Here is a 24,738-nt window from a genome sequence, read left to right on the forward strand (position 1 = left end):
TAATGAGACTTAATCCCAATAAGCGTAAGTATTATCAACAAGGTCTAAGAGCTATGAATCTTATACAGTCTGTCTTTTAGTTGATCTTGTCCCCCCTTCAGCCGAAATGCAGAAGATAAAAGGGAATGGGAAACGAGTGAGAAATTTTCCATCCCCTAACAACCAACCAATACAAAGCGGAAACCAGAGACTAAAGTATATAGAGTTATTTATGAATCAGGTACAGAAGGGAGATAATGGTAGGGAAAGTGGATTTATTCCAATCCACTCTTAACAAAAGCATGAAAGCAAGCGCCTTACTTCTTGTTCTTGCTCCCAGAAACAATTTCTACATCACCTTTTTTCAGTGCTTCTAGTGCTTCTCCTTCAGCGTCTTCTTGCTTTTTGGTAGCATCGGATTGAGTAATAGCAGCACTTGTCAGTTTGGCTGCATTTTCTTCACTTTCGAGAATACCAAATTCAATCAACAAATCTTCTAACTCGTCCATTTCAATAGGTGTAGGAACAGCAAGATTTGTGTTGTTAATAATCTTGTCTGCTAATGTCCGGTATTCATTAGCTTGGTTGCTATCAGGTGCGTACTCGTTAACAGTCATCCGACGCAATTCAGCGTGTTGGACAATGTTGTCACGAGGCACAAAGTGAATCATTTGGGTACTCAATCTGGCTGCAAGTGTGCTAATCAGTTCGTCTTCCCGGTCAGTTTTGCGACTATTACAAATCAAGCCACCCAAGCGCACACCGCCAGTATGAGCATATTTGAGAACACCGCGAGCAATGTTATTAGCTGCAAACATCGCCATCATTTCCCCAGAGGTAACAATGTAGATTTCTTGGGCTTTCCCCTCCCGAATTGGCATGGCGAAACCACCACACACAACGTCGCCTAATACGTCGTAAGATACGAAATCTACATCTTGGTAAGCACCGTTTTCTTCCAAGAAGTTAATAGCGGTAATGATACCCCGACCAGCACAACCGACACCAGGTTCAGGACCACCAGATTCGACGCATCTGATCCCCCGAAAGCCTGTGATTACGACTTCTTCGAGTTCCAAATCTTCCACTGCACCTCGTTCCGCAGCTAAGTGTAGGACAGTGGTTTGGGCTTTACAGTGGAGAATCAAACGGGTAGAGTCAGCTTTGGGGTCACATCCGACAATCAAGATGCGTTGACCAACTTCCGCCATAGCAGCCAAAGTATTTTGGGAGGTAGTAGATTTACCGATACCGCCTTTACCGTAAAAAGCTATTTGTCTAATTTTTGGGTCGGACATGATATCTCCTATTTGGTGAGTTTGTGATGATGAAAAATTCACACTGTAGAGTTACAGTTGCGATTCCTTCGGAGCGCTTCGCGATCGCTTGCAGAACTTCGCAGGAGGTGCGCGTTCCACCGCATACAGGGTAAAAATCCTGAACATATTTACAGTTTTGGTAAGTTTTTGTTGGTTATTCGTACCAATGACTAATAAGTAAAGTAAAGACGGGTTGAACTATATTGATGCGAGTTAACCCGCCTCTACAAGAATCGAAAAATGGCTACATAAGGATTCAGATTTATGCAGAGGTTCAAAATTCTAGGAAAAACTTAAACTGTTGCTACAACTTCCCCAATTTTACTGATGTCATAGCCGCCGAGAATTTGTAATTGGGAGTGAACTAGAGGATGTCCCAAGGTACTGAGTAATTGCTGGACTGGGGATTCTTCCAGATATTCTTTGAGAATTACTAAATCGTATCTTGATTGACGTAGAGGGATAAATCCTAACCCAAAAGCTGCTGCTACAGATGCCGTACTGATACCTGCATCCGCAAATCCAGAAGCGATCGCTTGAGCAACATCTTGGTGACTGGTTATAATCCGATCAAAGCCTTGGAGAGCATGAAATGGAACTTGTTCCTTTTCTAAAGTTTGTTCTAAAAGCAACCGACTACCAGAACCTACTTCTCGGTTAACAATGGTTGCTCCCATTTCTACTAAATCGCTTAAAGTGCTGATTCCCTTGGGATTCCCAGATTGCACCATCAGTCCCTCTTCCCAAACGCCTAAAGTAATCAGAACAGCTTCTCTTCCAGCCAAAGCATCCCGGACAAACGGAGTATTATACTCTCCTGTAATCGAGTCATATAGGTGCATTCCGGCAATGTGCGCTTCACCTCTGCATAGACTTTGTAATGCAGCCATACTATTAGCGAAGTTATATTGGACTCGCAGTTGAGGATGCCAACGTTCGGTAGCCCTAGCCCACAGAGAAATCACAGGGGAACATCCAGCGATCACGACGGTATTATAAAGAAAGTCCATATTATCGTCCAAGAGTCGGACACGCAGTTTATTTGTGTTACTCTCTCTGTGAGCCTCACCGTCAGCCGGAATCATATCTTGGCGAAAGGCATCTTTACCGATCAAAGGATAAGCTATCCATTGACCCCCTACCCGCGCTAGACTAACTCTTAGTTGTTGTACATCGCCAACAGGTTTGGCAAGAACGGCTTCAATTTCCGGTAAATCTCGCTCTAGCCAGAATAGATGCTCAACTTGACAGCCCAATGCTTTAGCCAAACGCAGTGTAATCTCAACTGAGGGAGCATATTGTCCCGACTCTACACCACTAATAGTTTGACGAGTTACACCCGCTATGTTTGCTAAGTCTTGTTGACTCATGGCTAAACGGGTTCTGATTGACTTCAAGTTATTGCGGAGGCTACTATCCTGCTTCATTGGCTTTATCTCTTGGTTTTTAAAAGCCGTAGCGGATTTAACTAAAATCGGCCAAGGCAAAAGCACGGTTAATATATATCATTTCTACTTCGATGATTTTTGTGCTTTCGCTCTCTTGATTCCCCATAAACAAAGAATATCACAACATTGAGCTAATTTGCTTGCGAAACGCAAAATATTTTGCAAAAAAGTAAATTCTCATTAGTTGGTAATAGCTGTAATACCTGCAAATAATGGCTTTTCAGGATTTTAAATTAGCTAAAATTTATATTTTTACCAATTATTTTGGTAAATAGTAGTAAAAAATACAGTTTTCTCCAGAAAATTCGGTTTTGATGATTTCTATAACGCACCGTTAACAATGAAGAGTTTTCAGGTGCAAGTGAAAAGATTTCTAACAATTAATGGTTAGTGGAACTGCAAAAGTTCTTTATCCTGGTTGCACTATTATGCACCAGTAATGGAGAGAATTATGATTACTGAAGAAAAATTAGCGGCTAACTTCAACACCATTATCGAAGAAATGCACCCGCGAGTATGGGAATTACTCAGTCGTTGTTATGTGAAAGTAATAACTCCTTGCTTAATGCGTTCTTGTGTTTCCCCGGTGCAGTATATTGGGATTTACTGTCCTCATGAAATTTTTGCATCTCTAGTAGTTGAAAAAAATTTACTCAGAGAAGTCGCAAAATATTTAGGACTAGGTGAAGTTGTTTGTTTAAACGCTACCAAACTACTGCGTGATCCCTTATCAAGGGTGAAAAAAGATTATCCTCATTTGTGGTTAGAACTTATTTGGATTACCACAGAAGCACAAGAACATAGTTCTTAAATCTATTGGTAATAACTACAAAACTTAATATAGTTTTGTATCTTAATTGCTAAAGAAAATATGTGGAAAACTGAGGTGCAGGACATACGAATTATATAAACATTCGTATGGGAGTGAACGGTTGTCACTTGGAAATATCTTAACATCTGACGTAACTCACTAATTGATCATGCGGAATTATTTAGATTACGTCAGTCTCCTATTCTTGTGAGAAAGGACGAAATATTATGACTAAACCATATCTATCTCCAGATGATTTGCCTTCTTATAAAACCACACAAATCAGTGAATTATTACTCAGTCAACTGGAAGAAGTAACTAAAAAGCGATTTTTCCTAGCTTGTAATAGTGTGGTACGTATTTTATTATCTAGTTGCCATTGGTATTTCAAAGTCAATAGCGGTATTTTGATGTTAATCATGGTTTGTCATAATATTGAAAGTTACCAGAATATCATGACTACCGTTCCCTACTTAGTCGAAACGTTAAAACGGTTTGCGAATCAAGCCAAAATTAGTATTAGTTCACCAGTTAATAACGGTATACCTTGGATAATGATCATAGATGAGACATTATCAGAAGATGACTTGCCTAGTACATGACAAGAGATTAACTAAATATTCAGATTCACAATAGTATTCTCTCTATGTACTTGTTTACAGCAGTTTTCACGTATTTAGACTACTTACAGCAGAATTCAGGAGTCAGGAGACGCTTCGCAGACCTCCGGTTCAGGAGACGCTTCGCAGACCTCCGGTTCAGGAATAAAACTGGCTTGGTGTCTAGGTTTCAATTTTGATTCTGTACCTCATTGATCTGCAATCTGCTGTATTTACAGAAATTAGAACTTCTGTTGTGTGGTTCATTTACCTGAAAATCGCTGTAAGTCATGAATAATTCCGCCTTAAGTTACCAGAACTTATACATTGACATAAAACTTGATCACGGTTTTATGAATTCATGGATGTGCTGGAAACCACAGGTTATCATGAGATAACCTGTAAATCTGCTGTCAGTTGCCATTTTTGGATTAAAATATCAACCACAAATAACCACAAGAAGTGATATTACGGCATCTTCTGAATTTGGATTAGCTGGAGATGTGCAGATCAATACGCCCGATGTAGATCCCAACTCGAATAATGTTGAATTTTGGATTGTTAAGCATCCATCTCCGCTAATTCTAACCAGCGTTCTGTCGCTACATCAATCGCTTTTTTTAGTGTTTCTACCTGTTCATAAAGCTTTTGAACTTGGGTATAATTGCCAGGAGAAACAGTGACTAAGGCTTTTTCTGCGGCGGCTTTTTCATCTTCCAATTTAGCAATTTTACCTTCTAACTGTTCAAATTCTTTTATTTCCCAATTAGATAATCTGCGCCGCTTTTTAGTTTCTGGTTCTGGAGATACAGGTGTTGGTTCTGTAGTATTTTTGGGCTTTTCTGTAGCGTTAGCTATTTCTTGTTGTGCTGCTTCTTCAGCTTTTTTGTAATCTAAATAGACTGAGTAGTTACCAGGATATTGCTTTAAATTTCCACCGTCTTCAAGAGAAAATACAGTGTCTATCGTACGGTCTAAAAAGTAACGATCATGGGAAACAACAATTACACATCCAGAAAAATCTTCTAAATATTCTTCTAACACCGCTAATGTTTGTACATCTAAATCATTCGTTGGTTCATCTAAAATCAAGACATTAGGCGCACTAATCAGTAAGCGTAACAGAAATAACCGCCGTTTTTCACCACCAGAAAGTTTATTAATTGGCGCATATTGCTGACTTCCAGGAAACAAAAACCTCTCTAACATTTGGGAAGCAGTAATTTTCGTACCGTCAGCGATTTGAATAAATTCCCCTTCTTCTTTGATGTAGTCAATTACCCGTTGATTTTCATTTATCTCTGTGAGTAATTCTTCAGAATGTTGGTCAAAATAACCAATGTGAATTGTACTACCAATTTCCACAGTTCCAGAATCAGGCTGAATCCTTCCGGTGATAATATTCATTAAGGTAGATTTACCTGCACCATTAGCACCAATAATCCCAATGCGGTCTTCTGGGCTAAATTCATAGGTAAAATTCTTAATCAAAATTCGGTCATCGTAAGATTTACTAATGTTATTGAGTTCAATAACTTTTTTACCAATACGACGACTAACTGTAGAAATATCTACTTTACCTTGAGCTTGTTTAAACTCTGTATCACGCAATGCATGAGCGCGATCAATTCTGGCTTTTTGTTTTGTACTTCTAGCTTTGGGACCACGTTTAAGCCATTCTAATTCACGCCGCAATACACCTTGATGCTTACGTTGACTACTAAGAGCAGATTCTTCAGCTAAAGCTTTCTTTTCGAGATAATAGGAATAGTTACCTGTATAAGTGTAAATATCACCTCTATCAATCTCAATGATTTTATTAGTAACTTTATCTAAAAAATAACGGTCGTGGGTAATTAAGAAAAGCGCACCACGATAGCGACTTAAATAAGTTTGTAACCATTCTACTGACAGTGCATCAAGATGGTTTGTTGGTTCATCCATCAGCAATACATCTGGTTCTGCTAATAATGCTGTTGCTAGTGCAATGCGCTTGCGATACCCTCCAGATAAAGTACCCACTTTCACATCAAAATCAGCAATTCCTAATTTAGTGAGAATGATTTTGGCATTGGTTTCTAGTTCCCATGCACCAGTTTCGTCCATTTTTTGTATTACCGCAGAAAGACGAGACATGAGTAGACTATCTTCGGGATAATGAGCTAATTTATCGGAAAGTTCTTCATACTCCCGTACCAAAGCCATATGTTCACCACTGTCAGCAAATATTTGCTCTAAAACTGTACGGTTTTCATCTACATCTGGTTGTTGGGGTAAGTAGATAATTTTAGAACCAGAGTTAACTAAAATTTGACCGCTATCAATTGATTCTAGCCCAGCGATCATTTTTAATAATGTTGATTTACCAGAACCGTTAGTACCAATTAATCCCACTTTATCAGAGATATCAAGGCTGAAATTGGCATCTTTTAAGATTTCTTTAATACCAAAATCTTTCTTAACTGACTGTAATGTAATAATGCTCATAAAATTGGGATTTTTAGTAATTAGTTGTTAGTTATTTTGTGGGCATTGCCCACTATATGAAGCAGTTGATTTGTGATCAATGCTATACAAATAAATCAAGGGGTAAATGTCCATACATTTCGTTGATTCCTGTTTCTTCATAAGATTGAAAAGAAACTAATACTCCCCGATGATGCCCAAAATAAGAATCGAGATAACACAGTCCATTTTTACCATTCAATTTGATATAAACTGGCCCATCAGGTGTTTGCAAATCACTTGGTGCTTCATAGTGAAAAGCATGAGAATAGGTTTTCATAGCCAAAATTCCTTCCTCTGCTGTATCAGCACAAATTCCTAAAATCTGGTAATCTGAAAGGCTGGCCATGAAAATTAATGCCTGACGAGTTAAAACTTTTTCAGAGGGTTTAAGAACAGGCGCAATATCTAAACAGTTAAACTTGTTGAGGATTTTTTTGGCTTCTTCCACTGTGAGGTTATGATTTTTAGGATTAGGCATATATTTCGTCTCAGAAGTGTTGCTGTGGTTTTGCTGTGGTTGTGAAGATGGGATTTGCCCACCTTACTAGTATTTCTGACTGAAATCAAGATTGATTTGATAACTTTCCTAAGTTGAAAATGAATGGAATGCTACCTTGGGAACCTTCACCCATAACTAGTACATTTGGCATTTGTGCGCCCCCACTTTTCCAAGCTTCAATTGCTTCTTTTTGCAAAACCAATTGTCCTCCTTGGGCTTTGAGAGTTTCGGCTAAGAGTCTTTGTGCTTCGGCTCTACCTTTGGCGCGATTAATATCTGCTTGGGCTTCTTGTTCAGCTTCTCGTGCTATATAGACGGCTCTTTGCGCTCGCTGTTCCGCAATTTGTTTTTCTTCAACTGCTCTGGCAAATTCTGGGGAAAAAGCCAAATCTACTACACTTGTATCTAAGACAATTATTCCATATTTATCTAAGCGATTGCCTAAGGCAGTATCAAAATCTTCTTTTAATTCACTTCTTTTTGTAATTGCTTCTTCTACTGTTCTTCTCGCTGCTGCAATTTTAAATGCCTCTTGTGTTTGGGGGGCAATGATTTTGGAAACGATATTTTCTAAAGTACCTTGTTTCCTTCTCACCTGCACTACTTGGCTAGGATCAAGACGAAAGTTAATAGCAAATCTTGCTGATAAATTTTGCAAGTCTTTGGTAGAACTTTCTGCTGGAACTTCAAATTTTTGAACCGTTAAATCATACACATCTATCACGGAAATAAATGGTGGTTTTATATGAATACCTTCTAACAATGCCCCATCTGTAGCTTTACCCAAAATGCTGATGACTCCAGCTTGTCCTGGGTTAATAATCACAAACGAATTAAGTCCGAAAAGTACTAATATTGCTAATACAATTCCGAAAACGGTAGTTTGCCAATTCCCTAGTTGTTTAGTGTTCAAATTTCTATCTCCAGGTTAGTATTGAGTGCTTATTTTTGAGTTAAGTAACACATTTAACTCAAAAACGTTCAAAGTCTACGATGTTCCTCAGTGATGATGTTAACCAAACTAGAGCGTTTTTTTAGATGTAGGTGCAAACGATATTATTCAAGTAGTTACAACTATTATCATCATTGGCAGTGCATTTTTTATTTTAGCTCTTAGTGTGGCGATGGCATTAATTTACAAAGTTTAAATTTACGAGATTTACGCCGTTGTATTGGTTTGGTAAGTTAGGATGTGTTTTTATTTCATGGTACGGTAGCTGAAAATATTGCCTATGGGACTTTTGATACTAAAAATGAAAATATCATCATGGCTGCAAAAGTGGCAGAAGCAGATGATTTTATTATGCGTTTGCCCCAAGGTTATGAGACAATTGTGGGGGAGAGCGGGATTGCCATAGCACGCGAAGTGTTTAAAGATCCACCAATTTTCATCTTAGACGAAGCTACCTTAGCAGTGGATAATGAGGCATAAGCAGCTATTCAGCGTTCTCTAGAACGGATTACCGTCAATCGGACTACAATAGCGTTCACGTAGTGTACCCTAGGTAATCGCACACCGTCTTTCTACTATCCGCAATGCTGATTGCATTTATGTCATGGAACACGGACAATTAGTAGAGTCGGGAACCCATGAACAACTTTTAGAGAAAGATGGCATTTATACAAGCCTCTGGCGTGTACAATCAGGTTTAAAATAAAAGTCTTCAATTACAAATTACGAATTACGAATTACGAATTACCTATGATGTTTGGTAGTACTCAACCGGAAACAGAAGATAACAAATGGCGGCGACAATTGGATAGATTTGTCAAAGCAAATCAGCAAGAATTGGCTGCATTATTTTGGGGATTGAGGTTAGAAAATGGTGATACTCAAGGTACTATTGGTATTGATTTACAACCAAAGCCTCATTTTGTTTATTGTCCCCAAGCCGAAATAGAAAAACTAAATGATAGGGTTGAAAATCGTCTGCAAGAACTTTTAGGAATTATTGAGAATAATAAACCCGAAACGGAAGTTGTCATGATTGGTATTGGGAAGGGGGAAATTAAGTTAATTCAATTTGCACCAGAACCAAAACCGCAAGTTTGTTTTGAGCAAGTTGAGAAAGATGTGGATGGCTTGTTGGAATTGCTGGAAGAGAGGATGATTAAGGAAATTGTTTTTTAACGCAGAGGTTCGCTGAGGTAAGCGCGGAGGTGCGTGGAGGATTGATTAGAGAGACGTTGGATATAACGTCTCCACATTTTTACACGGCTACGGCTGTATGAGGATTCTTAATTTGATGATTTGCAATCATTTTCATTCCCCCAGGTGCAGCTAAGGTTAAACCCCGACGCACAGGATTAACAGGATGCTTATTTAATAGGGAAAGTTGAAAATGTGAAAGAATTGTTGCTAATACTATTTTCATTTCATACTGAGCAAATGCTAAACCAATACAACGACGATTTCCACCACCAAAGGGTAAATATTCATAAGGTGAAAATTGTCTTTCTAAAAAGCGTTCTGGTTTAAATTTCTTGGGTTGGGGATAAACTGATTCTCGATGATGTGCTAAGTAAATACTTGGAGAGATGATGGTTCCCTCTGGTAATTTATAACCCATAATCTCAATGGGATTTTTGACAACTCGCACGAAACACGCCATTGCAATGGGGTAAATTCTCAGGGTTTCTTGACAAACTGCTGTTAAATAGGGCATTTTAGCAATTTGACTCGGTTCTGGGTTGACTCCCAAGTCGTTGAGTTCCTGTAAGAGTTTTTCCTGAACTTCTGGTAATCTATCTAACCAGTAAAATGCCCAGGTTAACGCGGAAGCGGTGGTTTCATGTCCCGCTACTAAAACAGTCATTAATTCATCGTGTAATTCTTGGTCTGACATTTCTTGACCTTCTTGGTCACGAGCAGTCATCATTAAACTGAGGATATCTTGGCGGTTTTGATCAGGTTCTGCTCGACGTTGCTGAATTAAAGTATAAATTAGTTTGTCGATATGTTGCTGTTGGCGCACAATCCAACCCCAAGGACTCCAAGCACCAAAGTCTTTTTGCATGAACCTAAAAAAGAAGGCGCTGGACATAATCGGTGATGTCATGAAGTCTAGCAGGGAACAGAGCGATCGCCTCAATTCTTCAAACATTTCTCCTTCATCTAAGCCAAATATTACCCGTAATATTACCCGCAAGGTGATTTCTTGCATGGATTCTCGGATATTGAAGGGCTTACCCATCTGCCAATTATCACTTACTTGTCGGGTAATTTCCTGGATATCTTGACCATAAGCCCGCATTCGTTCACCATTAAAAGGGGGGGTTAATAATTGTCGTTGGCGTTGGTGGGGTTCTCCATCCATTAACATTAAAGAGCGATCGCCTAACAAAAATCTTAAACCCCTATTCCCTCTCCCCACTTCAAAATGACTAGGATCAGCAGTAAAAATCTGCTCTAATGCTTCTGGTTGGCTAAAGTATACCAATCGGCTATCGCCAGAACCTGATAATGTAAAGCTATCACCATAGATTTTGGCAAAATCTTCCACATACTTAACTGGCTGCATTATAAACTTGATTCTTCTGAGCCAAAGCGGCATTTTAATAGGCTGTGGTAAGTTGTTGGTTGCTATCATAGTCATTTGCACAATTCCATATTAATATCTTCTAAATTTTAACTCTGGCAATTTTTTTGTATTACTAGTCCCCAAAAAACGCTACATTAATGGTAAGTACTCAGCCTATGCTTAACGGTAGGCTATGCCAACAGCGATCAGCAGTCAGTAAAAGATCTGAAGCTTTAGCGGCAGTAGTAACGATTAATCAATAGTGAAGAAAAAACGCACGGGACGCAAAATCTGATTACCGTCGTCTGGCTGATGAATTACTGCATGATTGGAGGAAATAATGGCTAAGAAAAATCTTTCTGATTTATTACAAGAAGAAGCACAAAAATTTACACCCCAAGTTGGAGACTCTGCAATTGAAGTCACTGCACAAGAAGTTATTGAAGAAAACTCTTTACCCGTGCAAGAAGAGTCAACACCAACTTCTACCAAGCGCACCATTCCTACTAAAGCAGATTTAGAAGTCATAATTAAAGAATTAACTGCAAACTTGGAAAAAGCCCATAATAAAGAAGTTTATCTCAAGGAGCAAATTAGTGAATTGAAAACAGATTTATCTGTACAGAAAGCTTTGGGAGAAAAGTTGACAACTGAACTTTATGAAACTAAAAAAACAGCCCTGCAATTAGCAGAATCTAATTCTCAGTTAATAGAAGAAATTCAGGGATTAAAAAAAGCCAAGGAACCTGTAAAAGAAACTTACAAAGAATCTGTAAAAGAAACTTACAAAGAAACTTCCAAATCTTTATCCATTAACCCCAAAAAATCACACAGATCACCTGAAAGACTCCAAGAAAAACCCAACCAATCAAATGATAATTTTGCCGACAATACTTGGTTGTACGATTAAAATCTAACCTCGAAATTCTAAAATGTGTTGGGCTGTGATTTCGGGTTTTTCTAAGTGGGGAATATGACCACAATCTTGAATCCAAATCAGTTGACTTTGGGGAATTGCCTTTTTAAATTTCTGAGCATCCCCAATCCCCAAAATTTTATCACTATCACCCCACAAAATTAGCGTTGATTGCTCAATTTGCGAGAGTTGCTGCAATTTAACAGCACTGTAACCACCACTTTTAGTAAAAGCAATCAACGCCTGATTCCAATTAGGCATTTTTAAGTGTAAATCCCCACAGCGTAAAGCATCTAGGGAGATAAGATTAGGGTTCTTGTAAGCACTACGACAAATGCGATCGCGCACTTTCGGATTTCGTAAAAACTCAGCTGCTAAAGAATACAAAGGCGCAAACATCAATTTACTCAAAGCTGAACCACCCTTCAACCCTGCACTGTCGATTAACACCAGTTTTTGCACCACTTCCGGGTAAGTCAGGGTAAAATCAATCGCGGCTGCACCCCCCATAGAAGCGCCAACCAAAATTACAGGTTGGTTAATCAGGGTTTTCCAAAAATAATATAGATGAGTTTTAATGGCCATCGGGCTATAATCAAGCCCTGGAACTCTATCTGTAAAGCCAAACCCCAATAAATCTACCGCCCAAGTTTCATTCTCTTGGGCTAACAAGGGTAAAAGCCGCCGAAATTCCAGAATAGAACTATCGAAACCGTGAATTAATAAAATCGGTGTACCACCACTACCCTTATTTACATAAGTGGTGGTGATTGGTTCTTTGCTTAGAGAAGTAAGCATACCTTGACTTTGGATATTTTGAGCCAAAGCAATAGATGTTGGTTCACTCAGTTGCCCAACTGCGGCAGGTAAAAAACTTGGAAACATAAACATCAGTTTACCTGACAATTGACCACTGAGAATCAAAAAAGAAAATTTTCCTAAATGTTAAACCTGTCACCATTGCCTCGTACAATAAATATTGCTTATCCCTGACTTAGGAGAGTGAAGCCATGCCAATGGCGGTTGGCGTAATTGAAACTTTAGGTTTTCCAGCAGTACTCGCATCAGCCGATGCAATGGTAAAATCTGCCGCTGTCACAATCGTATATTATGGTATAGCGGAAAGCGGTCGCTTATTAGTGGCCGTCAGGGGACACGTTGCAGAAGTCAGAACAGCAGTTGAAGCCGGAATTGCCGCAGGAGAAGAAGTTTATGGTGGGCAAGTAATTACCCATTACATTGTTCCCAATCCCCCGGAAAATGTGGAAACAATTCTACCCATTCACTTCACCTCAAAATCCGAACCTTTTCGGATGTTCTAAGCAAGTTCGCTATCAAAGTTGGCAGCATAACTTCTTAAAAATAATTTGTAGCCCTCACATAACTTTTATTCATACAGGAGAACAATAATGTCACTACAGGCAGTCGGCGCACTTGAAACCAAGGGTTTTCCCGCAGTACTCGCAGCCGCAGATGCAATGGTAAAAGCTGGAAGAGTAACCCTCGTTGGTTATATCAGAGTTGGTAGCGCCCGTTTTACAGTCAATATTCGGGGTGATGTTTCTGAAGTTAAAGCAGCTATGGCAGCTGGCGTAGAAGCCGCAGAGAACGTTTATGGCGGTACTCTAGAATCGTGGGTGATTATTCCTCGTCCCCATGAGAACGTTGAAGCTGTTCTTCCCATCGCTTACACCGCAGATGTTCAACAGTATCGGGAATCGGTAGAAAATCCTATCGTTAGATCATCGAACTAACGATAAATTCGGTGAATCACAAAGTTATTTGTTGAAGCTAATTAGGGCGTGTCCGGTGTAGAGAAAAGAAAATTGGTAAATGCATTTAATAGTTATTTAGAGTGTTTAAAGTTAATTTTGTAGATCAAAAAGCTTTTTTACCTAATTAACCGGAATATATGCCCAAAAAATCTCAATATATTCTCGAACCTACAACCTAGTCTTCAGCAAAAACTTAGTAATTTGCTGAAATTGAAAAATCCAGAGTCCATAGTCAATATCTCATCTTGACTATGGACTCTAAATTTGTTGACAAATTTAACAAATGTATAGTTTTGTTACTACTGCACCCAAAAAGAATTACTTAAATATAGTGATCTCAATCACAATACACTTACGACCTACTTATAGTAATATTCATATACTGAATTAATAAGGAGCTTTCCTGTTTTACCAAAATGATTTCTGACTACTATGGAGTGATTTATTGGATTGAAAAATCTTAAATTTTATTTAATTGCACTACTGAATATCACTCTTCAGGCTTATCCACAGTTGTCCATCACATTGATTCCATCAATGTTTTGATAATTGTACTTTAACCTGCAAAAGAAATCTTTTTAATAGTTGGTTAATATTGCCAAACAACTTCAGTTTCTTTATTGTCTACCAAATCTCAAAAAGTGTAAAGACATTCAATCACAAACAACTACAGAAAGTTGAAACTTATACAGGTGAATATGCGTCTGAGATTATGTTGAATCATTTTCACCTCTTGCTTAAACCGATGCACGATAAACACCCGATATTTATCTACTCTCAAAGGCATTCTTTTCTTAATTAAGAGAGCATAAATTAAGAGCATTTGTAAACTGACAAAATTGATGAAAATCATGAAGAGAGTACGATTAGCAAGAATTGGATGGGAAAGCCAAATACCTAAACAAAAAAAACCTGCATAAATTCAGTGTATCAAGACGTAATTACACGAGAAACCTAAAAATTTCTAGTTCAAGATTGTGAAGTCAGAGACAATTACCAGTTCATAATTTAAGTCAGTATAGGGGTTGTGATGCAGACTTTAAAACAGAGTTTCGAGGAATGCAATCTCATTATGAAAGAAGATGCGACAAACCTGGCACAATATTGGCAACAGCGACTAGCTACGGAATGTCCAGAACAAAGTGAGGCTGCTAGACAAAGTATTGTGCTTTGGCTTTTGGGAGTAGATTTAAACCGATTTGATTTACTCAACCCAAAAGAATTAGAAATTGCCAAGCAAGCAATGGAATATCGATGGCGGATTTTACACCAACGCTACTTAGGAATGGGGCGAGAACGAGCTTATCGTCACCTCATTACCCGCTTAGGAAGTGTAATGACATTGAGAAATAAAATTCAGACTTGGGTTTCCCTAAGTCGTGATCGTCAGCGTAGCGTCATTGATGTATTGCAAGAAATACTACAAGAACTACTGCAAAGTGATTCATATATGCAGCAGCAAATGTCTTGTATTGCCGAATTTACAACTGATAGAAGATTACAGGATACGTTACTTTTTGCTACTATAGAAGAGTATTGTTTGCGACCAGTACGCAATCAACCCCTTTTGGTTTATCGCTTTGTTAACTATCTGCGTCGCACCCAGCGAGGTGGGTTAACACAAGTTCCAGCCAGTGACTTAATTAGACTAGTTTCAGACGAAGTACTCACAGAAGATACTGACAATCCCCTGAACTTAGTTGATAGTCAAGCGATCGCACAATATCAAGAAGCACAAAAATTAGAAGAGCAACAGACACTACGTCAAGCTGTATACCAAGAATTTGAAAAATACTTGCTCCAAAATTTAGGACAACAGGCAGTAGACTGGCTGCAACTGTATCTACAGGGCAAATCCCAAGAAGAAATTGCCAAAAAACTGAATAAGCCAATTAAGGAAGTATATCGACTGCGTGAAAAAATTAGCTACCATGCTGTACGAGTTTTTGCCATCAAAGGTAAACCAGAACTTGTAGATAACTGGCTCTCAATTTCCTTACAAGAAAACAACTTGGGGCTAACACAACATCAATGGCAACAACTAGATGAAAAATTAACTCCTCTAGAAAAGCAGATCCTGAATTTGCGAAGAGCAGGTAACTCAATAGAAGCAACAGCCCAACAGTTACAACTCAAAACCCATCAAGTAATGGGCGAATGGACTAAAGTCTATCTTGCAGCCCAAACCTTAAGAACTCAAGATTAGCTACACACAGAACCAGCAAGTAAACAAATCATGCCTAGACCAATATAAACGGTTATTATTACATTTGTAAGTAATTGAGAATAGCTGTTACTAATACGATGCAGTTATGAACTAGAGTTACCGGAAATTGACTAGGCACAAATTGAGACCAAAAGCTAAAAAGACTGATAAACCATAGTCATTTATCACAAAATAGCCAATAATATATCTGTCAGTGAAACTAGTGTTTTTGATCCCAATACATAATTGTTATGTTGTAATTAAGGCATTGAGACAAAATTGTAATTTGCGTGCAAGCTTTGCTGCTTGAATGAGCTTAAGTATGACACGATCCAAAAATTGAAAAGTTACAAACTCAATTTTCCGCTTTTGAGTTCATTTCTTGTGAATATTTCATGCAAACCCAGGTTTTTAGCGATATTTTTCCCTTGCTGAGTACAGCCAATCCACAAACGTTGGAATGGTTACTCAACATAGCAGTTGAACATGAATACCCCACCGGACGAGCCGTTTTGATGGAAGATGCTTGGGGTAATGCAGTGTACTTCTTAGTTTCTGGTTGGGTAAAAATTCGACGTACCAACGGCGATAATTCGGTGACAATCGCAATTTTAGGCCGGGGCGATTTCTTTGGAGAAATGGCAGTTTTAGATGAATCTCCACGGTCAACCGATGTCATTGCCCTTTCCCCTGTATCATTACTAACTGTCTCTAGAGAACGTTTTATCCAAATTCTGTTTAAAGACCCACAGTTACATCACCGGATGCTACAACTGATGGTAAAAAGATTGCGACAAGTTAATGTGCGCTTACAAATGCGCTCTTCACCACCTGCGGTTAAACTCGCCTATACTTTAATGAACTTGGGTGAGAACTATGGTCAGGAGTCAGCCGAAGGTAAGGAAATTTTTTATATTCCCTTTAAAGATTTGGCAGAAGTAACCGAAATCGGCATTGAAGAAACCACCACAATTATGGAAAAGCTCCATGAAAAAGGATGGATAAAAATTGATCCTGCCAATAACTTCATTTATCTAGTCAACCTCAAACAGCTACAGAATTTAGCTAATAAATTATAATCAGTGCTGAATATTGAGGAGCTAGTATTGTTAATTGACCTATTGATCAAATAATTACTAATTCGTAATTCGTAATTCGTAATTCGTAATTAAAGAGGGTATAAGCCCCCACAAAATCTTTGATTTGGTGGTCTTCAATTAGTGGTGGGTTCAAAGCCCCCCATTGATTGTAACTACGAATTACCTTGGCGGTAAGCCTGCGGTCGGTATTATTATCAATTACGAATTATGTTGACCATGCCAATTTTAGATTGACTAATAACTCAGGATTCGGCACATAAAATGACTGAAGCAATAGTACCTCTTCTTAATACTCAAGTTCAGCCAGCAGGTAGGCAAATTCATTACTGGGTGGCAATGTCCCAACCAGAAAATCATTTATTTGAGGTGACTTTACACCTTGTAGACCACCTATCACCAATTCTCGATTTGAAAATGCCAGTTTGGACACCAGGTTCTTATTTGGTGCGGGAATATGCCAAGAATTTACAAGATTTTGCCGCCTTTACAGGGCATCAACCTTTGCCGTGGCGCAAAATTAGTAAAAATCATTGGCAGATAGAAAAGGGTAATGTTTCAGAAATAACGGTGCGTTACCGTATTTTTGCAAACGAGTTATCGGTACGCACAAATCACTTGGATGCTACTCACGGTTATTTCAATGGTGCAGCCCTGTTTTTGAGAATTCCAGGTTGGGAGGAGCTACCAATTTACGTTACCATTGTGCCACCACATCCAGAGTGGCAGGTAAGCACTGGTTTACCAACAATTGCTGAGGAAGCTAATACTTTTTTAGCTGCTGATTTTGATACTCTTGTTGATAGTCCTTTTGAGATTGGTAGCCATCAGTTATTTCACTTTCAGGTATTAGATAAACCTCATGAATTGGCAATCTGGGGAAAGGGAAATTTTGACCCAGAGCAGATGGTTTCAGATTTCCAAAAAATTATTGAAGTCGAAGCAAAAATGTTTGGTGGTTTGCCATATGAACGATTTTTGTTTTTACTACATTTATTTAACCAAGCTTATGGCGGTTTGGAACATAAAAATTCCTGTTCATTAATTTACCACCGATTTGGTTTTCGCAATCAAGATAAATATGAGCGCTTTATCCAATTAGTTGCCCACGAATTCTTTCATTTGTGGAATGTGAAGCGAATTCGCCCCAAAGCATTAGAAGTTTTTGATTACGATCAAGAAAGTTATACTCCTTGTTTGTGGTTTTGTGAAGGAACTACAAGTTACTATGATTTGCTGATTCCTTTGCGAGCAAAAATTTATGATGTTAAATCATATTTAAATCATTTGAATCAGGAAATTACCAAATATCTAAAAACACCAGGGCGGAAAGTACAACCCCTTTCCGAGTCGAGTTTTGATGCTTGGATTAAACTTTACCGTCCAGATGCTAATAGTGGTAATTCCCAAATTTCTTATTATTTAAAAGGAGAAATGGTATCGCTGTTGCTGGATTTATTAATTCGTGAACGTCATCATAATCAGCTTTCTCTTGATGATGTCATGGTGAAAATGTGGGAGCAATTTGGTAAAGCAGAAATTGGTTATACTCCAGAACAATTACAGACAGTGATTGAATCTGTAGCAGGAGTAGATTTATCTGATTTCTTTAAATGCTACATTGATGGATTGGATGATTTGCCCTTTAATCACTATTTACAACCTTTTGGTTTGCAATTGATAGGAGAAAAAGATGATGAACCTTATTTGGGTGTGCAGATAAAGACTGAAAATGGGCGGGAAATCATTAAATTTGTTGAGATGGGTTCACCTGCAAATACAGCAGGAATTGATGCTGGTGATGAGTTATTAGCAATTGATGGAATTAAGCTAGGAGCAAGTCAATTGAGGGAACGTCTCACAGATTACCAAGCCAATGATACTATTAAAGTTACAGTTTTCCACCAAGATGAATTACGTACCTATTCAGTGATTTTAGAACCAACACATCCGACTCGTTATCATTTGGTAGCTGTACAAAATCCTGATCCTACTCAGCAAGCAAATTTTGCAGGTTGGTTAGGTGTACCCTTGACAAATATTTGGTAATATCAAAGATAAAAATGTCAGAATCAGGATGATCGGGATGAAAGGATTAACAGAATAAAAAATACAGATCATTAAATTAAATCTTGCAAATCCTCAAATCTTATAAATCCTGATTCTGACGATTAATCCTCCAGAAAAAAGAATCTTTTGGTTATTTAGTTTGACTTTTTAAAACACCTGGTTCTTGCTGAATAGGTAAAACATCTAAAATATCAGTTTGGGAACAATATTTTAGGTCTTCTAAACATTCCAGGCGTAACAACCGCTTACCGTGACTAGCTTGGTGGAATAATCCCAATAAGTCATTTTGCCACTGAGAATAAAGAGCGATCGCACTGGTAACTTCATCATTACCGGTTATTTCCTCTAGAGAAGAATTACTTTGTTGGCAAATGCTATGAGCGATCGCACCCGCACAAACTGTATCTTCTAAAGAAAAACTTCCCTCCCAACCAGAACCGACAATCCAGACCGTTTCCGGTTGCTTTTCTAAGAGAAATTTCACCACCGCAGCCCGGTTAATTAAAGCTGCTGCCAGGACAATTGGGGCATCCTGTATCCGTTGTAAGGCACGAGTACCATTAGTCGTACTAATAAACAAGCGCCGCCCTGCCACTAGTTCTGCTGTGCAGTCTAGGGGAGAGTTACCCAATTCAAAGCCTGCTACTTTCGCGCCACCACGTTCTCCAGCACGTAATCGTTTTTGGGCTGGCCATTTTTCGCTAACTTCTATCAGTTGGTCTAAATCACTGAAGACTTGCACAGCTTCGCCTCCAGCGGCTAAGACTGTCGCCATTGTGCTAGTGGCTCGCAGGACATCGACAGCGATCGCGCATTCTGGCGCTTCTTCAGTTGGGGTCAATTCCGGAGTGTGATATACAAATAGCTTCACGCGCTGGATATACCTGCTCTATATTACTGCGGTAATATTCTACCCACTTGATGTCACTAACTACACTCAATATTTCTGCTCAAAGATATCTATAAAATAAAGAAATAAATCCTAAAAAACCCTAAAAAAGCCTATTATCCTTGCTTCTGGGCTGTGAAAATCATCATTGTATCTTGTAATCTCAAATATAGAAAACATCCATTTCTTGATCCTCAACCTCAATTTATATGGCTCCTTTACCCGATTACCGTCCTAAACAACTGTCTGTAGGCCCTTTAGAAGCTGAAATTCTCGGCATCCTTTGGGAACTTGGTTCAGCTACAGTCAAGGATGTACACGATCGCATTCTGACTGACCCCAACCGCGAATTAGCTTATACTTCTGTAACTACTGTTCTGCGTCGCCTCACTGAAAAAGGCTGGCTGGCCTGTGATAAAAAAGGAAAAGCATTTTATTGGCGGCCATTGTTAACACAGCAACAGGCTCAGATGTTTAAAGCCCATGATCAGTTACAGCGATTTTTGGCAGTGGGAAATCCTGATGTTGTCGCTGCTTTTGCAGATAGCCTAGATCAAGCAACCAGTGAGCAAATAGAAGCGATCGCTAAACGCATTCAAGCCGCACGGGAAGCCAGAGGGGAAAAATAGAATTATGCATCTATTCATGATAGTCTCTGCTGTAACCATTGCTTGCTGGTTAAGATTCTCTGGCTATATCCCCCAAGGTAATTGGAATTTACGATGGCAGCGATCGCTATTTTTATTCCTATTTCCCCCCTTACTCATTTTCATGACAGCAATATCTGTAGTCTGCATGGGTACTCAGGGGAAAATGGGCGGCATATATACCGATTCCTTCAGCTATGTACTAGCATTAATTTTTCTAGCCTTTTTTAACATCTTGGGCATCACACTCGCCTTCCAAGGCTGGAAATCCATTAAATCTGCCCGTGAATGTCCTTTCGTTAACTTAGCGGGTAAACAAGCCCGACTCCTGCAAACAAACGCTTTATTTGCCGGTCAAATGGGTTTTTGGCAGCCTGAATTAGTAATTAGTCAGGGACTACTACAAACACTCTCACCTGCCCATCTAGAAAGCGTCTTGGCACATGAACAAGGCCATTACCACTATAGGGATACATTTTGGTTTTTTTGGCTGGGTTGGGTGCGTTCCTGTACAGCTTGGTTGCCCCATACAGAACCTTTGTGGCAAGAATTGTTAGTTTTGCGAGAACTACGGGCTGACAGTTACGCTGCTTCTCAAGTAGATCCATTGGTATTGGCCGAATCATTGCTGTTAGTGGTGAGTAATAACCCAATCACATCCAACATTTGCTGTGCTGCTTTGGGTGCTTCAGATCGGTTAGAACAGAGAATAGAAGCTTTATTAACACCAACAGAACCAACATCAGAATCGCAATTGCAGTCCTGGCATATTTTTCTATTTGCCTTCCTGCCATTATTAACTGTCGTGTTCCATACTTAAATTATTTCCCCTTTACGGAACAGTGGGGAGAGTAGTCCGTTGAATAAACCTACTCATCCTCATCACCTGGAAGTCTTTCGCTTAGGCTTTGTTGCGCGTGCCACTCCAAAACAATGCGCTCCAACATCTCAGCCTGCGTACAGTTATTAACAGCCGCATATACCTTAATCAACTGTCTCACGTCAGGACTAATGTGGTTTATCTCTAGTTAGTTATTCTCTTCCATGTTCATTGGACAGATCTCATTACGTCAGATTTGTAAATCCTTTGTTATACTTGTTAACATAACTTCTTAAATGATAATATTCATGGGCTACGTCGCTCAATCCGGCAATGCCCTCAAGCTTTATGGATGTATGACTACGGACATCAGTTAAGTAATTATTTTTAGACCAATACAGCTAATACTAACCTCTATTTTTTGCCCAAATTGGGCATAGGAGTCAGCAGTGAATCAACCGTTAAAATTATCTTTAGAACAAGAATTTAGCCTCAGAATCTTTGCTGACCAAGTACAGCAAATGTCTCGTGAACAGGCCGTAGAATTTTTACTCAACCTGTACGAGCAGATGATGATTCAGGAAACGACTTACCAGGAATTGCTAAAGCATGAATGGAAACTAGATTCGGGAACCATATCAGGTTAAAGCAAAAAACACCGTTGTCACGAGGTACGAAGTGAATCATGTGGGTATTCAAGCGTTTTGCCAGGGCTTCGATTAATTCGACTTCCCGGTCAACGTTACGGCAGATTTGACCACCGGGATTGAAGAAGACACGGGGACACAGGGACACCCCATGTCTTCTTAAACAATGACCAATGATCAATAACCATGAAGACAAATATCTCGCCACAAATCTCTATAAAAGTCAAAAGCATAAAAATTGAAATAGTAGCTTTCTTTTTTCATGCCTTATGTTTTATTCATTTAAACTCCCCAGGCCGGATTCGAACCAGCGACCAATCGATTAACAGTCGATCGCTCTACCACTGAGCTACTGAGGAACGCTCTCAACGTTTTCTATATTAAACCCAAATTCAGATTAATGCAAGAGGTTTTAGCAAAATTTTTTTGATTTTGTTTTGTGGTTGCTGAAATCCCTAATTTTTTACAGCCTGAAGTCGCTCCAGGAGAGCAATTGATAGATTTAGAGAATAATCTTTTTTATAATCCCATTCGCAACTCCGCCAGACGCTGCCTTGCCTTAGCATCAATAGCATTGGCTAAAAATCGGCTCTTTGACTGTTTGCGTGTTTGGTACTTATGGCGCATCCGACAAACAGTCGTTTCTACTTCGCCACATAGTTGGTGTGCAGACAACCATTCAGCACCATACCCCTGTACCATTAACTGCTGCGCCCGATCTGATGTAGCAACAATTACGCGAGAAATTAAACACTGCGCTATTTTGTGGCGCAAGGACGCACAGGATTTTTCAATATATGTGTCTGCGGTCTGCCCAAAATCTGTGTAATGAACTGTGAGAAAGTCCGTAATAGTTTCTCTACTGCTGGCAGTATTTTGATATTGAGCATCAAAGACTATTTGAGCTTCATAACCTTGAAAAGCGCTGTAATTTGTTATGGCTTCCACTAATTCCCCACGTGCTGCCTCCAGTCCGGCATCATCACGGGTTTTTTTTAAGCAAGGCCAAGCGCCTATAATGTTGTAGCCATCCACTAACAAAATGGATGGAATGATAGAACGGGGCATGGTTTTTAATCACAATTATCTAGAGTTAACAAAAATCATTCATAAGACTTATAGTAATTGAAGCATTCGCTGTAACACTATGTTACATAAGATAAAAAATGCCAGTGTATGGCAAAATTACACCTCAAGGCAGAAGCGACAGATTATAATTTGCCCTTAAAAATCGGGCTTTTCCGAGTTTTTGAGAATCGAATAAATAATTTTTTCTCTTCCTCAAAATCTCAGATTAAAAAACCCGATACCTTGACAGCAAGCTGTTTTCTGGCATCGAGTCATTCCTGATAATGGAGTTTGGGGTAAATATGGTGAGAAAATATTGATATAGCAGTCCTACCCTAAACATGAGAAAATACGTAGATAAAAATCCTTGTTTTATAAGCATTTGAGGCTTCTTGAACTCTCACGTATCATTTAGGATTGCTATATTAAGAACTTGCAAATAAAAAATTTGGACAATATTATTGTCAGAACCGTTATCCTAGCGGATGATTAACTATTTAGCTTTGATATTAAGCAGCTTGGTTGTCTGCTTTCATGAGACGCTGTTTGAGACGCTCGGCTTCACCGGAATCCACTAGAGAACCTTTTTCTAATAAGAAAGCACCATCACAGTAATTTAACTCATCTAAGCGATGAGTGACCCACAAAGCCGTAATTCCTCGACTTTTAACCAGACGACGAACACTAGCCACCAAGTCTAGTTGACTATCTGGATCTAGTAAAGCAGTGGGTTCATCTAATAATAAGACTTCACAGTGACGAGCGATCGCACCAGCAATTGCCACACGCTGTTTTTGTCCTCCAGAAAGAGCATAGATAGGACGACGTTGTAGAGACAGCAAATTTACTGCCTCTAAAGCCTCCTCAACCCTACTTCTCACCACAGCAGGAGGTAATTTTTCTTCCACCAATCCAAAAGCAACATCAGCACCAACAGTTGGCATAACTAATTGATGGTCAGGATTTTGGAACACAAAGCCAACGGGAGGTAAAATACCAATTACACCAGACTGAGGAGCCAATAGACCGGCTATCAATCTCAGGAGAGTTGATTTACCACTACCATTTGTACCCAACAGCATCCAAAATTCTCCTTTGGGTACTTTGAGAGAGCAAGATGTAATTACTTGCTCCCCATTAGGCCAAATGAAGTTTAAATCCTTAACTTCGATGCCTACTGCCGACATTTGTACACCTTGCTTACTCAGTAGCTAGGGCAAAAAAGCCAGGCGCTCTAGTACCACCAACGGCTGTACCATCTTTCTGCACAATCTGTACCCCTGAAATTTCACTGGCACGGACAGCAATTTTCTTCTCTGTTTTGCCTTCGCACTTGAGTTCCACAATATCAGGGTTGCCAGAGCGCATAGCTGCCAAAATCAGCTGATAGACAGCTTCAGCATCCTCAGTAGACTTACGTTGTACTGATATCGGGAAAGCAGTATTTTTGATGCTTAAGTCGATGGTAAACATTTAGAATTAATCACATTTCACTGTAGGACTAATTCTAGCGTTACCTGGCTGATTCGGTGCGGACTCAGAAAGGAAGGAGAATTATGAGATTTAGTGTTATTTAGTTTTATATGGTTTTTTTCCTGCTTCTACAGGTATTTCAGGGGTCTTACATCTGAAAATTTATCCATAGTCCCCTGGAAAAATTAGAGATTTGCACCTATTATGATTAAAGAGCGTAAAAAATTGTAAACTGGATTAACAACCCGGTTAACTTTCTGCTTATAGACGGTTATGTCATAGCCATCTATATACAGATAAAACCTGAACTTATAAAACATTTGGAGATTCTTTCTAATGACCATAGCAGTTGGACGCGCCCCGAGTAGAGGGTGGTTTGACGTATTAGACGACTGGTTGAAGCGCGATCGCTTCGTATTCGTAGGTTGGTCAGGAATATTATTATT

At 39.2% G+C, this 24,738-nt stretch carries 23 protein-coding genes, 1 tRNA gene and 3 pseudogenes; 14 read left to right on the top strand and 13 right to left on the bottom strand.

What is annotated here, in order from left to right; all coding sequences use genetic code 11:
• Window positions 1–296 precede the first annotated feature (296 nt).
• Together nifH (H6G59_RS25955) and H6G59_RS25960 are read right to left on the bottom strand one after the other, a co-directional pair.
• A complete protein-coding gene (gene nifH, locus H6G59_RS25955) occupies window positions 297–1,277 on the bottom strand; it encodes a nitrogenase iron protein (RefSeq protein WP_190720641.1) in 981 nt (326 codons plus the stop codon).
• A 314-nt stretch (window positions 1,278–1,591) separates the two neighbouring features.
• Window positions 1,592–2,725 carry a substrate-binding domain-containing protein gene (locus H6G59_RS25960; RefSeq protein WP_190720644.1) on the bottom strand — a complete coding sequence of 378 codons (1,134 nt, stop codon included), beginning with the start codon at window positions 2,723–2,725 and terminating at the stop codon, window positions 1,592–1,594.
• A 472-nt stretch (window positions 2,726–3,197) separates the two neighbouring features.
• Here H6G59_RS25960 and H6G59_RS25965 point away from each other — a divergent pair, with 472 nt between their 5' ends.
• On the top strand, window positions 3,198–3,557 hold the full coding sequence (locus H6G59_RS25965) for a hypothetical protein (RefSeq protein ID WP_190720647.1): 360 nt from the start codon (window positions 3,198–3,200) through the stop codon (window positions 3,555–3,557).
• Between the two features lie 227 nt (window positions 3,558–3,784).
• Window positions 3,785–4,159, top strand: a complete 375-nt coding sequence (locus tag H6G59_RS25970) for a hypothetical protein (protein ID WP_190720651.1) — start codon at window positions 3,785–3,787, stop codon at window positions 4,157–4,159.
• A gap of 558 nt (window positions 4,160–4,717) precedes the next feature.
• Here H6G59_RS25970 and H6G59_RS25975 read toward each other — a convergent pair.
• The 3 genes from H6G59_RS25975 to H6G59_RS25985 all read right to left on the bottom strand — a co-directional run bounded on the left by H6G59_RS25975 (window position 4,718) and on the right by H6G59_RS25985 (window position 8,076).
• Window positions 4,718–6,643, bottom strand: coding sequence for an ABC-F family ATP-binding cassette domain-containing protein (locus H6G59_RS25975; RefSeq protein ID WP_190720654.1), 1,926 nt, complete (start codon window positions 6,641–6,643; stop codon window positions 4,718–4,720).
• An 82-nt stretch (window positions 6,644–6,725) separates the two neighbouring features.
• Entirely contained in the window at window positions 6,726–7,142 is a 417-nt protein-coding gene (locus tag H6G59_RS25980; protein WP_190720658.1) for a DUF1824 family protein, read from the bottom strand.
• Between the two features lie 85 nt (window positions 7,143–7,227).
• Window positions 7,228–8,076 (bottom strand): prohibitin family protein, encoded by an 849-nt coding sequence (locus H6G59_RS25985; protein ID WP_190720661.1) that lies wholly within the window; start codon window positions 8,074–8,076, stop codon window positions 7,228–7,230.
• 210 nt (window positions 8,077–8,286) lie between these two features.
• On the opposite strand from H6G59_RS25985, the pseudogene H6G59_RS25990 reads away from it, so the two are divergent.
• Both H6G59_RS25990 and ccmS read left to right on the top strand, forming a co-directional pair.
• Window positions 8,287–8,821, top strand: a pseudogene (locus tag H6G59_RS25990) (ABC transporter); the annotation flags it as partial.
• Window positions 8,822–8,865: 44 nt separating this feature from the next.
• On the top strand, window positions 8,866–9,294 hold the full coding sequence (ccmS, locus tag H6G59_RS25995; RefSeq protein WP_190720664.1) for a beta-carboxysome assembly chaperone CcmS: 429 nt from the start codon (window positions 8,866–8,868) through the stop codon (window positions 9,292–9,294).
• 79 nt (window positions 9,295–9,373) lie between these two features.
• On the opposite strand, the gene H6G59_RS26000 is transcribed toward ccmS, so the two are convergent.
• On the bottom strand, window positions 9,374–10,753 hold the full coding sequence (locus H6G59_RS26000) for a cytochrome P450 (protein WP_190720698.1): 1,380 nt from the start codon (window positions 10,751–10,753) through the stop codon (window positions 9,374–9,376).
• Between the two features lie 271 nt (window positions 10,754–11,024).
• Between H6G59_RS26000 and H6G59_RS26005 the strand changes: the two genes are divergently transcribed.
• Entirely contained in the window at window positions 11,025–11,594 is a 570-nt protein-coding gene (locus H6G59_RS26005) for a hypothetical protein (RefSeq protein ID WP_190720667.1), read from the top strand.
• A gap of 3 nt (window positions 11,595–11,597) precedes the next feature.
• Here the strand turns inward: H6G59_RS26005 and H6G59_RS26010 are convergent, their stop codons facing one another.
• A complete protein-coding gene (locus H6G59_RS26010) occupies window positions 11,598–12,485 on the bottom strand; it encodes an alpha/beta fold hydrolase (RefSeq protein ID WP_190720670.1) in 888 nt (295 codons plus the stop codon).
• A gap of 125 nt (window positions 12,486–12,610) precedes the next feature.
• On the opposite strand from H6G59_RS26010, the gene H6G59_RS26015 reads away from it, so the two are divergent.
• From H6G59_RS26015 to H6G59_RS26035, 5 genes are all read left to right on the top strand, one after another.
• Window positions 12,611–12,922 carry a carbon dioxide-concentrating mechanism protein CcmK gene (locus tag H6G59_RS26015; RefSeq protein ID WP_127052216.1) on the top strand — a complete coding sequence of 104 codons (312 nt, stop codon included), beginning with the start codon at window positions 12,611–12,613 and terminating at the stop codon, window positions 12,920–12,922.
• A gap of 87 nt (window positions 12,923–13,009) precedes the next feature.
• The gene (locus H6G59_RS26020) at window positions 13,010–13,354 is read left to right on the top strand and encodes a carbon dioxide-concentrating mechanism protein CcmK (protein WP_190720673.1); all 345 of its coding nucleotides are present in this window, start codon (window positions 13,010–13,012) and stop codon (window positions 13,352–13,354) included.
• Window positions 13,355–14,393: 1,039 nt separating this feature from the next.
• Window positions 14,394–15,581, top strand: a complete 1,188-nt coding sequence (locus H6G59_RS26025) for a HetZ-related protein 2 (RefSeq protein WP_127052218.1) — start codon at window positions 14,394–14,396, stop codon at window positions 15,579–15,581.
• Window positions 15,582–15,976: 395 nt separating this feature from the next.
• A complete protein-coding gene (locus H6G59_RS26030; RefSeq protein WP_190720676.1) occupies window positions 15,977–16,660 on the top strand; it encodes a Crp/Fnr family transcriptional regulator in 684 nt (227 codons plus the stop codon).
• 282 nt (window positions 16,661–16,942) lie between these two features.
• Window positions 16,943–18,727 carry a M61 family metallopeptidase gene (locus H6G59_RS26035; protein WP_190720679.1) on the top strand — a complete coding sequence of 595 codons (1,785 nt, stop codon included), beginning with the start codon at window positions 16,943–16,945 and terminating at the stop codon, window positions 18,725–18,727.
• Between the two features lie 151 nt (window positions 18,728–18,878).
• Here H6G59_RS26035 and H6G59_RS26040 read toward each other — a convergent pair whose 3' ends face one another.
• Window positions 18,879–19,619, bottom strand: a complete 741-nt coding sequence (locus H6G59_RS26040) for a 2-phosphosulfolactate phosphatase family protein (RefSeq protein ID WP_190720681.1) — start codon at window positions 19,617–19,619, stop codon at window positions 18,879–18,881.
• A 227-nt stretch (window positions 19,620–19,846) separates the two neighbouring features.
• Between H6G59_RS26040 and H6G59_RS26045 the strand changes: the two genes are divergently transcribed.
• The 3 genes from H6G59_RS26045 to H6G59_RS26055 all read left to right on the top strand — a co-directional run bounded on the left by H6G59_RS26045 (window position 19,847) and on the right by H6G59_RS26055 (window position 21,751).
• The gene (locus H6G59_RS26045) at window positions 19,847–20,266 is read left to right on the top strand and encodes a BlaI/MecI/CopY family transcriptional regulator (protein WP_190720684.1); all 420 of its coding nucleotides are present in this window, start codon (window positions 19,847–19,849) and stop codon (window positions 20,264–20,266) included.
• A gap of 4 nt (window positions 20,267–20,270) precedes the next feature.
• A complete protein-coding gene (locus H6G59_RS26050) occupies window positions 20,271–21,104 on the top strand; it encodes a M56 family metallopeptidase (RefSeq protein ID WP_190720687.1) in 834 nt (277 codons plus the stop codon).
• Between the two features lie 449 nt (window positions 21,105–21,553).
• A complete protein-coding gene (locus tag H6G59_RS26055) occupies window positions 21,554–21,751 on the top strand; it encodes an NblA/ycf18 family protein (protein WP_190720690.1) in 198 nt (65 codons plus the stop codon).
• A 13-nt stretch (window positions 21,752–21,764) separates the two neighbouring features.
• On the opposite strand, the pseudogene nifH (H6G59_RS26060) reads toward H6G59_RS26055, so the two are convergent.
• The 5 genes and pseudogenes from nifH (H6G59_RS26060) to H6G59_RS26080 form a co-directional block, all read right to left on the bottom strand.
• A pseudogene (nifH, locus tag H6G59_RS26060) lies at window positions 21,765–21,866 on the bottom strand (nitrogenase reductase); the annotation flags it as partial.
• 172 nt (window positions 21,867–22,038) lie between these two features.
• A tRNA-Asn gene (locus H6G59_RS26065) sits at window positions 22,039–22,110 on the bottom strand.
• A gap of 160 nt (window positions 22,111–22,270) precedes the next feature.
• A complete protein-coding gene (locus H6G59_RS26070) occupies window positions 22,271–22,819 on the bottom strand; it encodes an NYN domain-containing protein (protein WP_190720693.1) in 549 nt (182 codons plus the stop codon).
• Between the two features lie 509 nt (window positions 22,820–23,328).
• The gene (locus H6G59_RS26075) at window positions 23,329–24,006 is read right to left on the bottom strand and encodes an energy-coupling factor ABC transporter ATP-binding protein (RefSeq protein ID WP_190720695.1); all 678 of its coding nucleotides are present in this window, start codon (window positions 24,004–24,006) and stop codon (window positions 23,329–23,331) included.
• A 13-nt stretch (window positions 24,007–24,019) separates the two neighbouring features.
• Window positions 24,020–24,292, bottom strand: coding sequence for a UPF0367 protein family (locus tag H6G59_RS26080; RefSeq protein WP_071190534.1), 273 nt, complete (start codon window positions 24,290–24,292; stop codon window positions 24,020–24,022).
• Between the two features lie 336 nt (window positions 24,293–24,628).
• On the opposite strand from H6G59_RS26080, the pseudogene H6G59_RS26085 reads away from it, so the two are divergent.
• Window positions 24,629–24,738 (top strand): annotated as a pseudogene (locus H6G59_RS26085) (photosystem II D2 protein (photosystem q(a) protein)); the annotation flags it as partial.

It is taken from the genome of Anabaena lutea FACHB-196 (genome assembly GCF_014698305.1).
GTDB lineage: Bacteria > Cyanobacteriota > Cyanobacteriia > Cyanobacteriales > Nostocaceae > Anabaena > Anabaena lutea.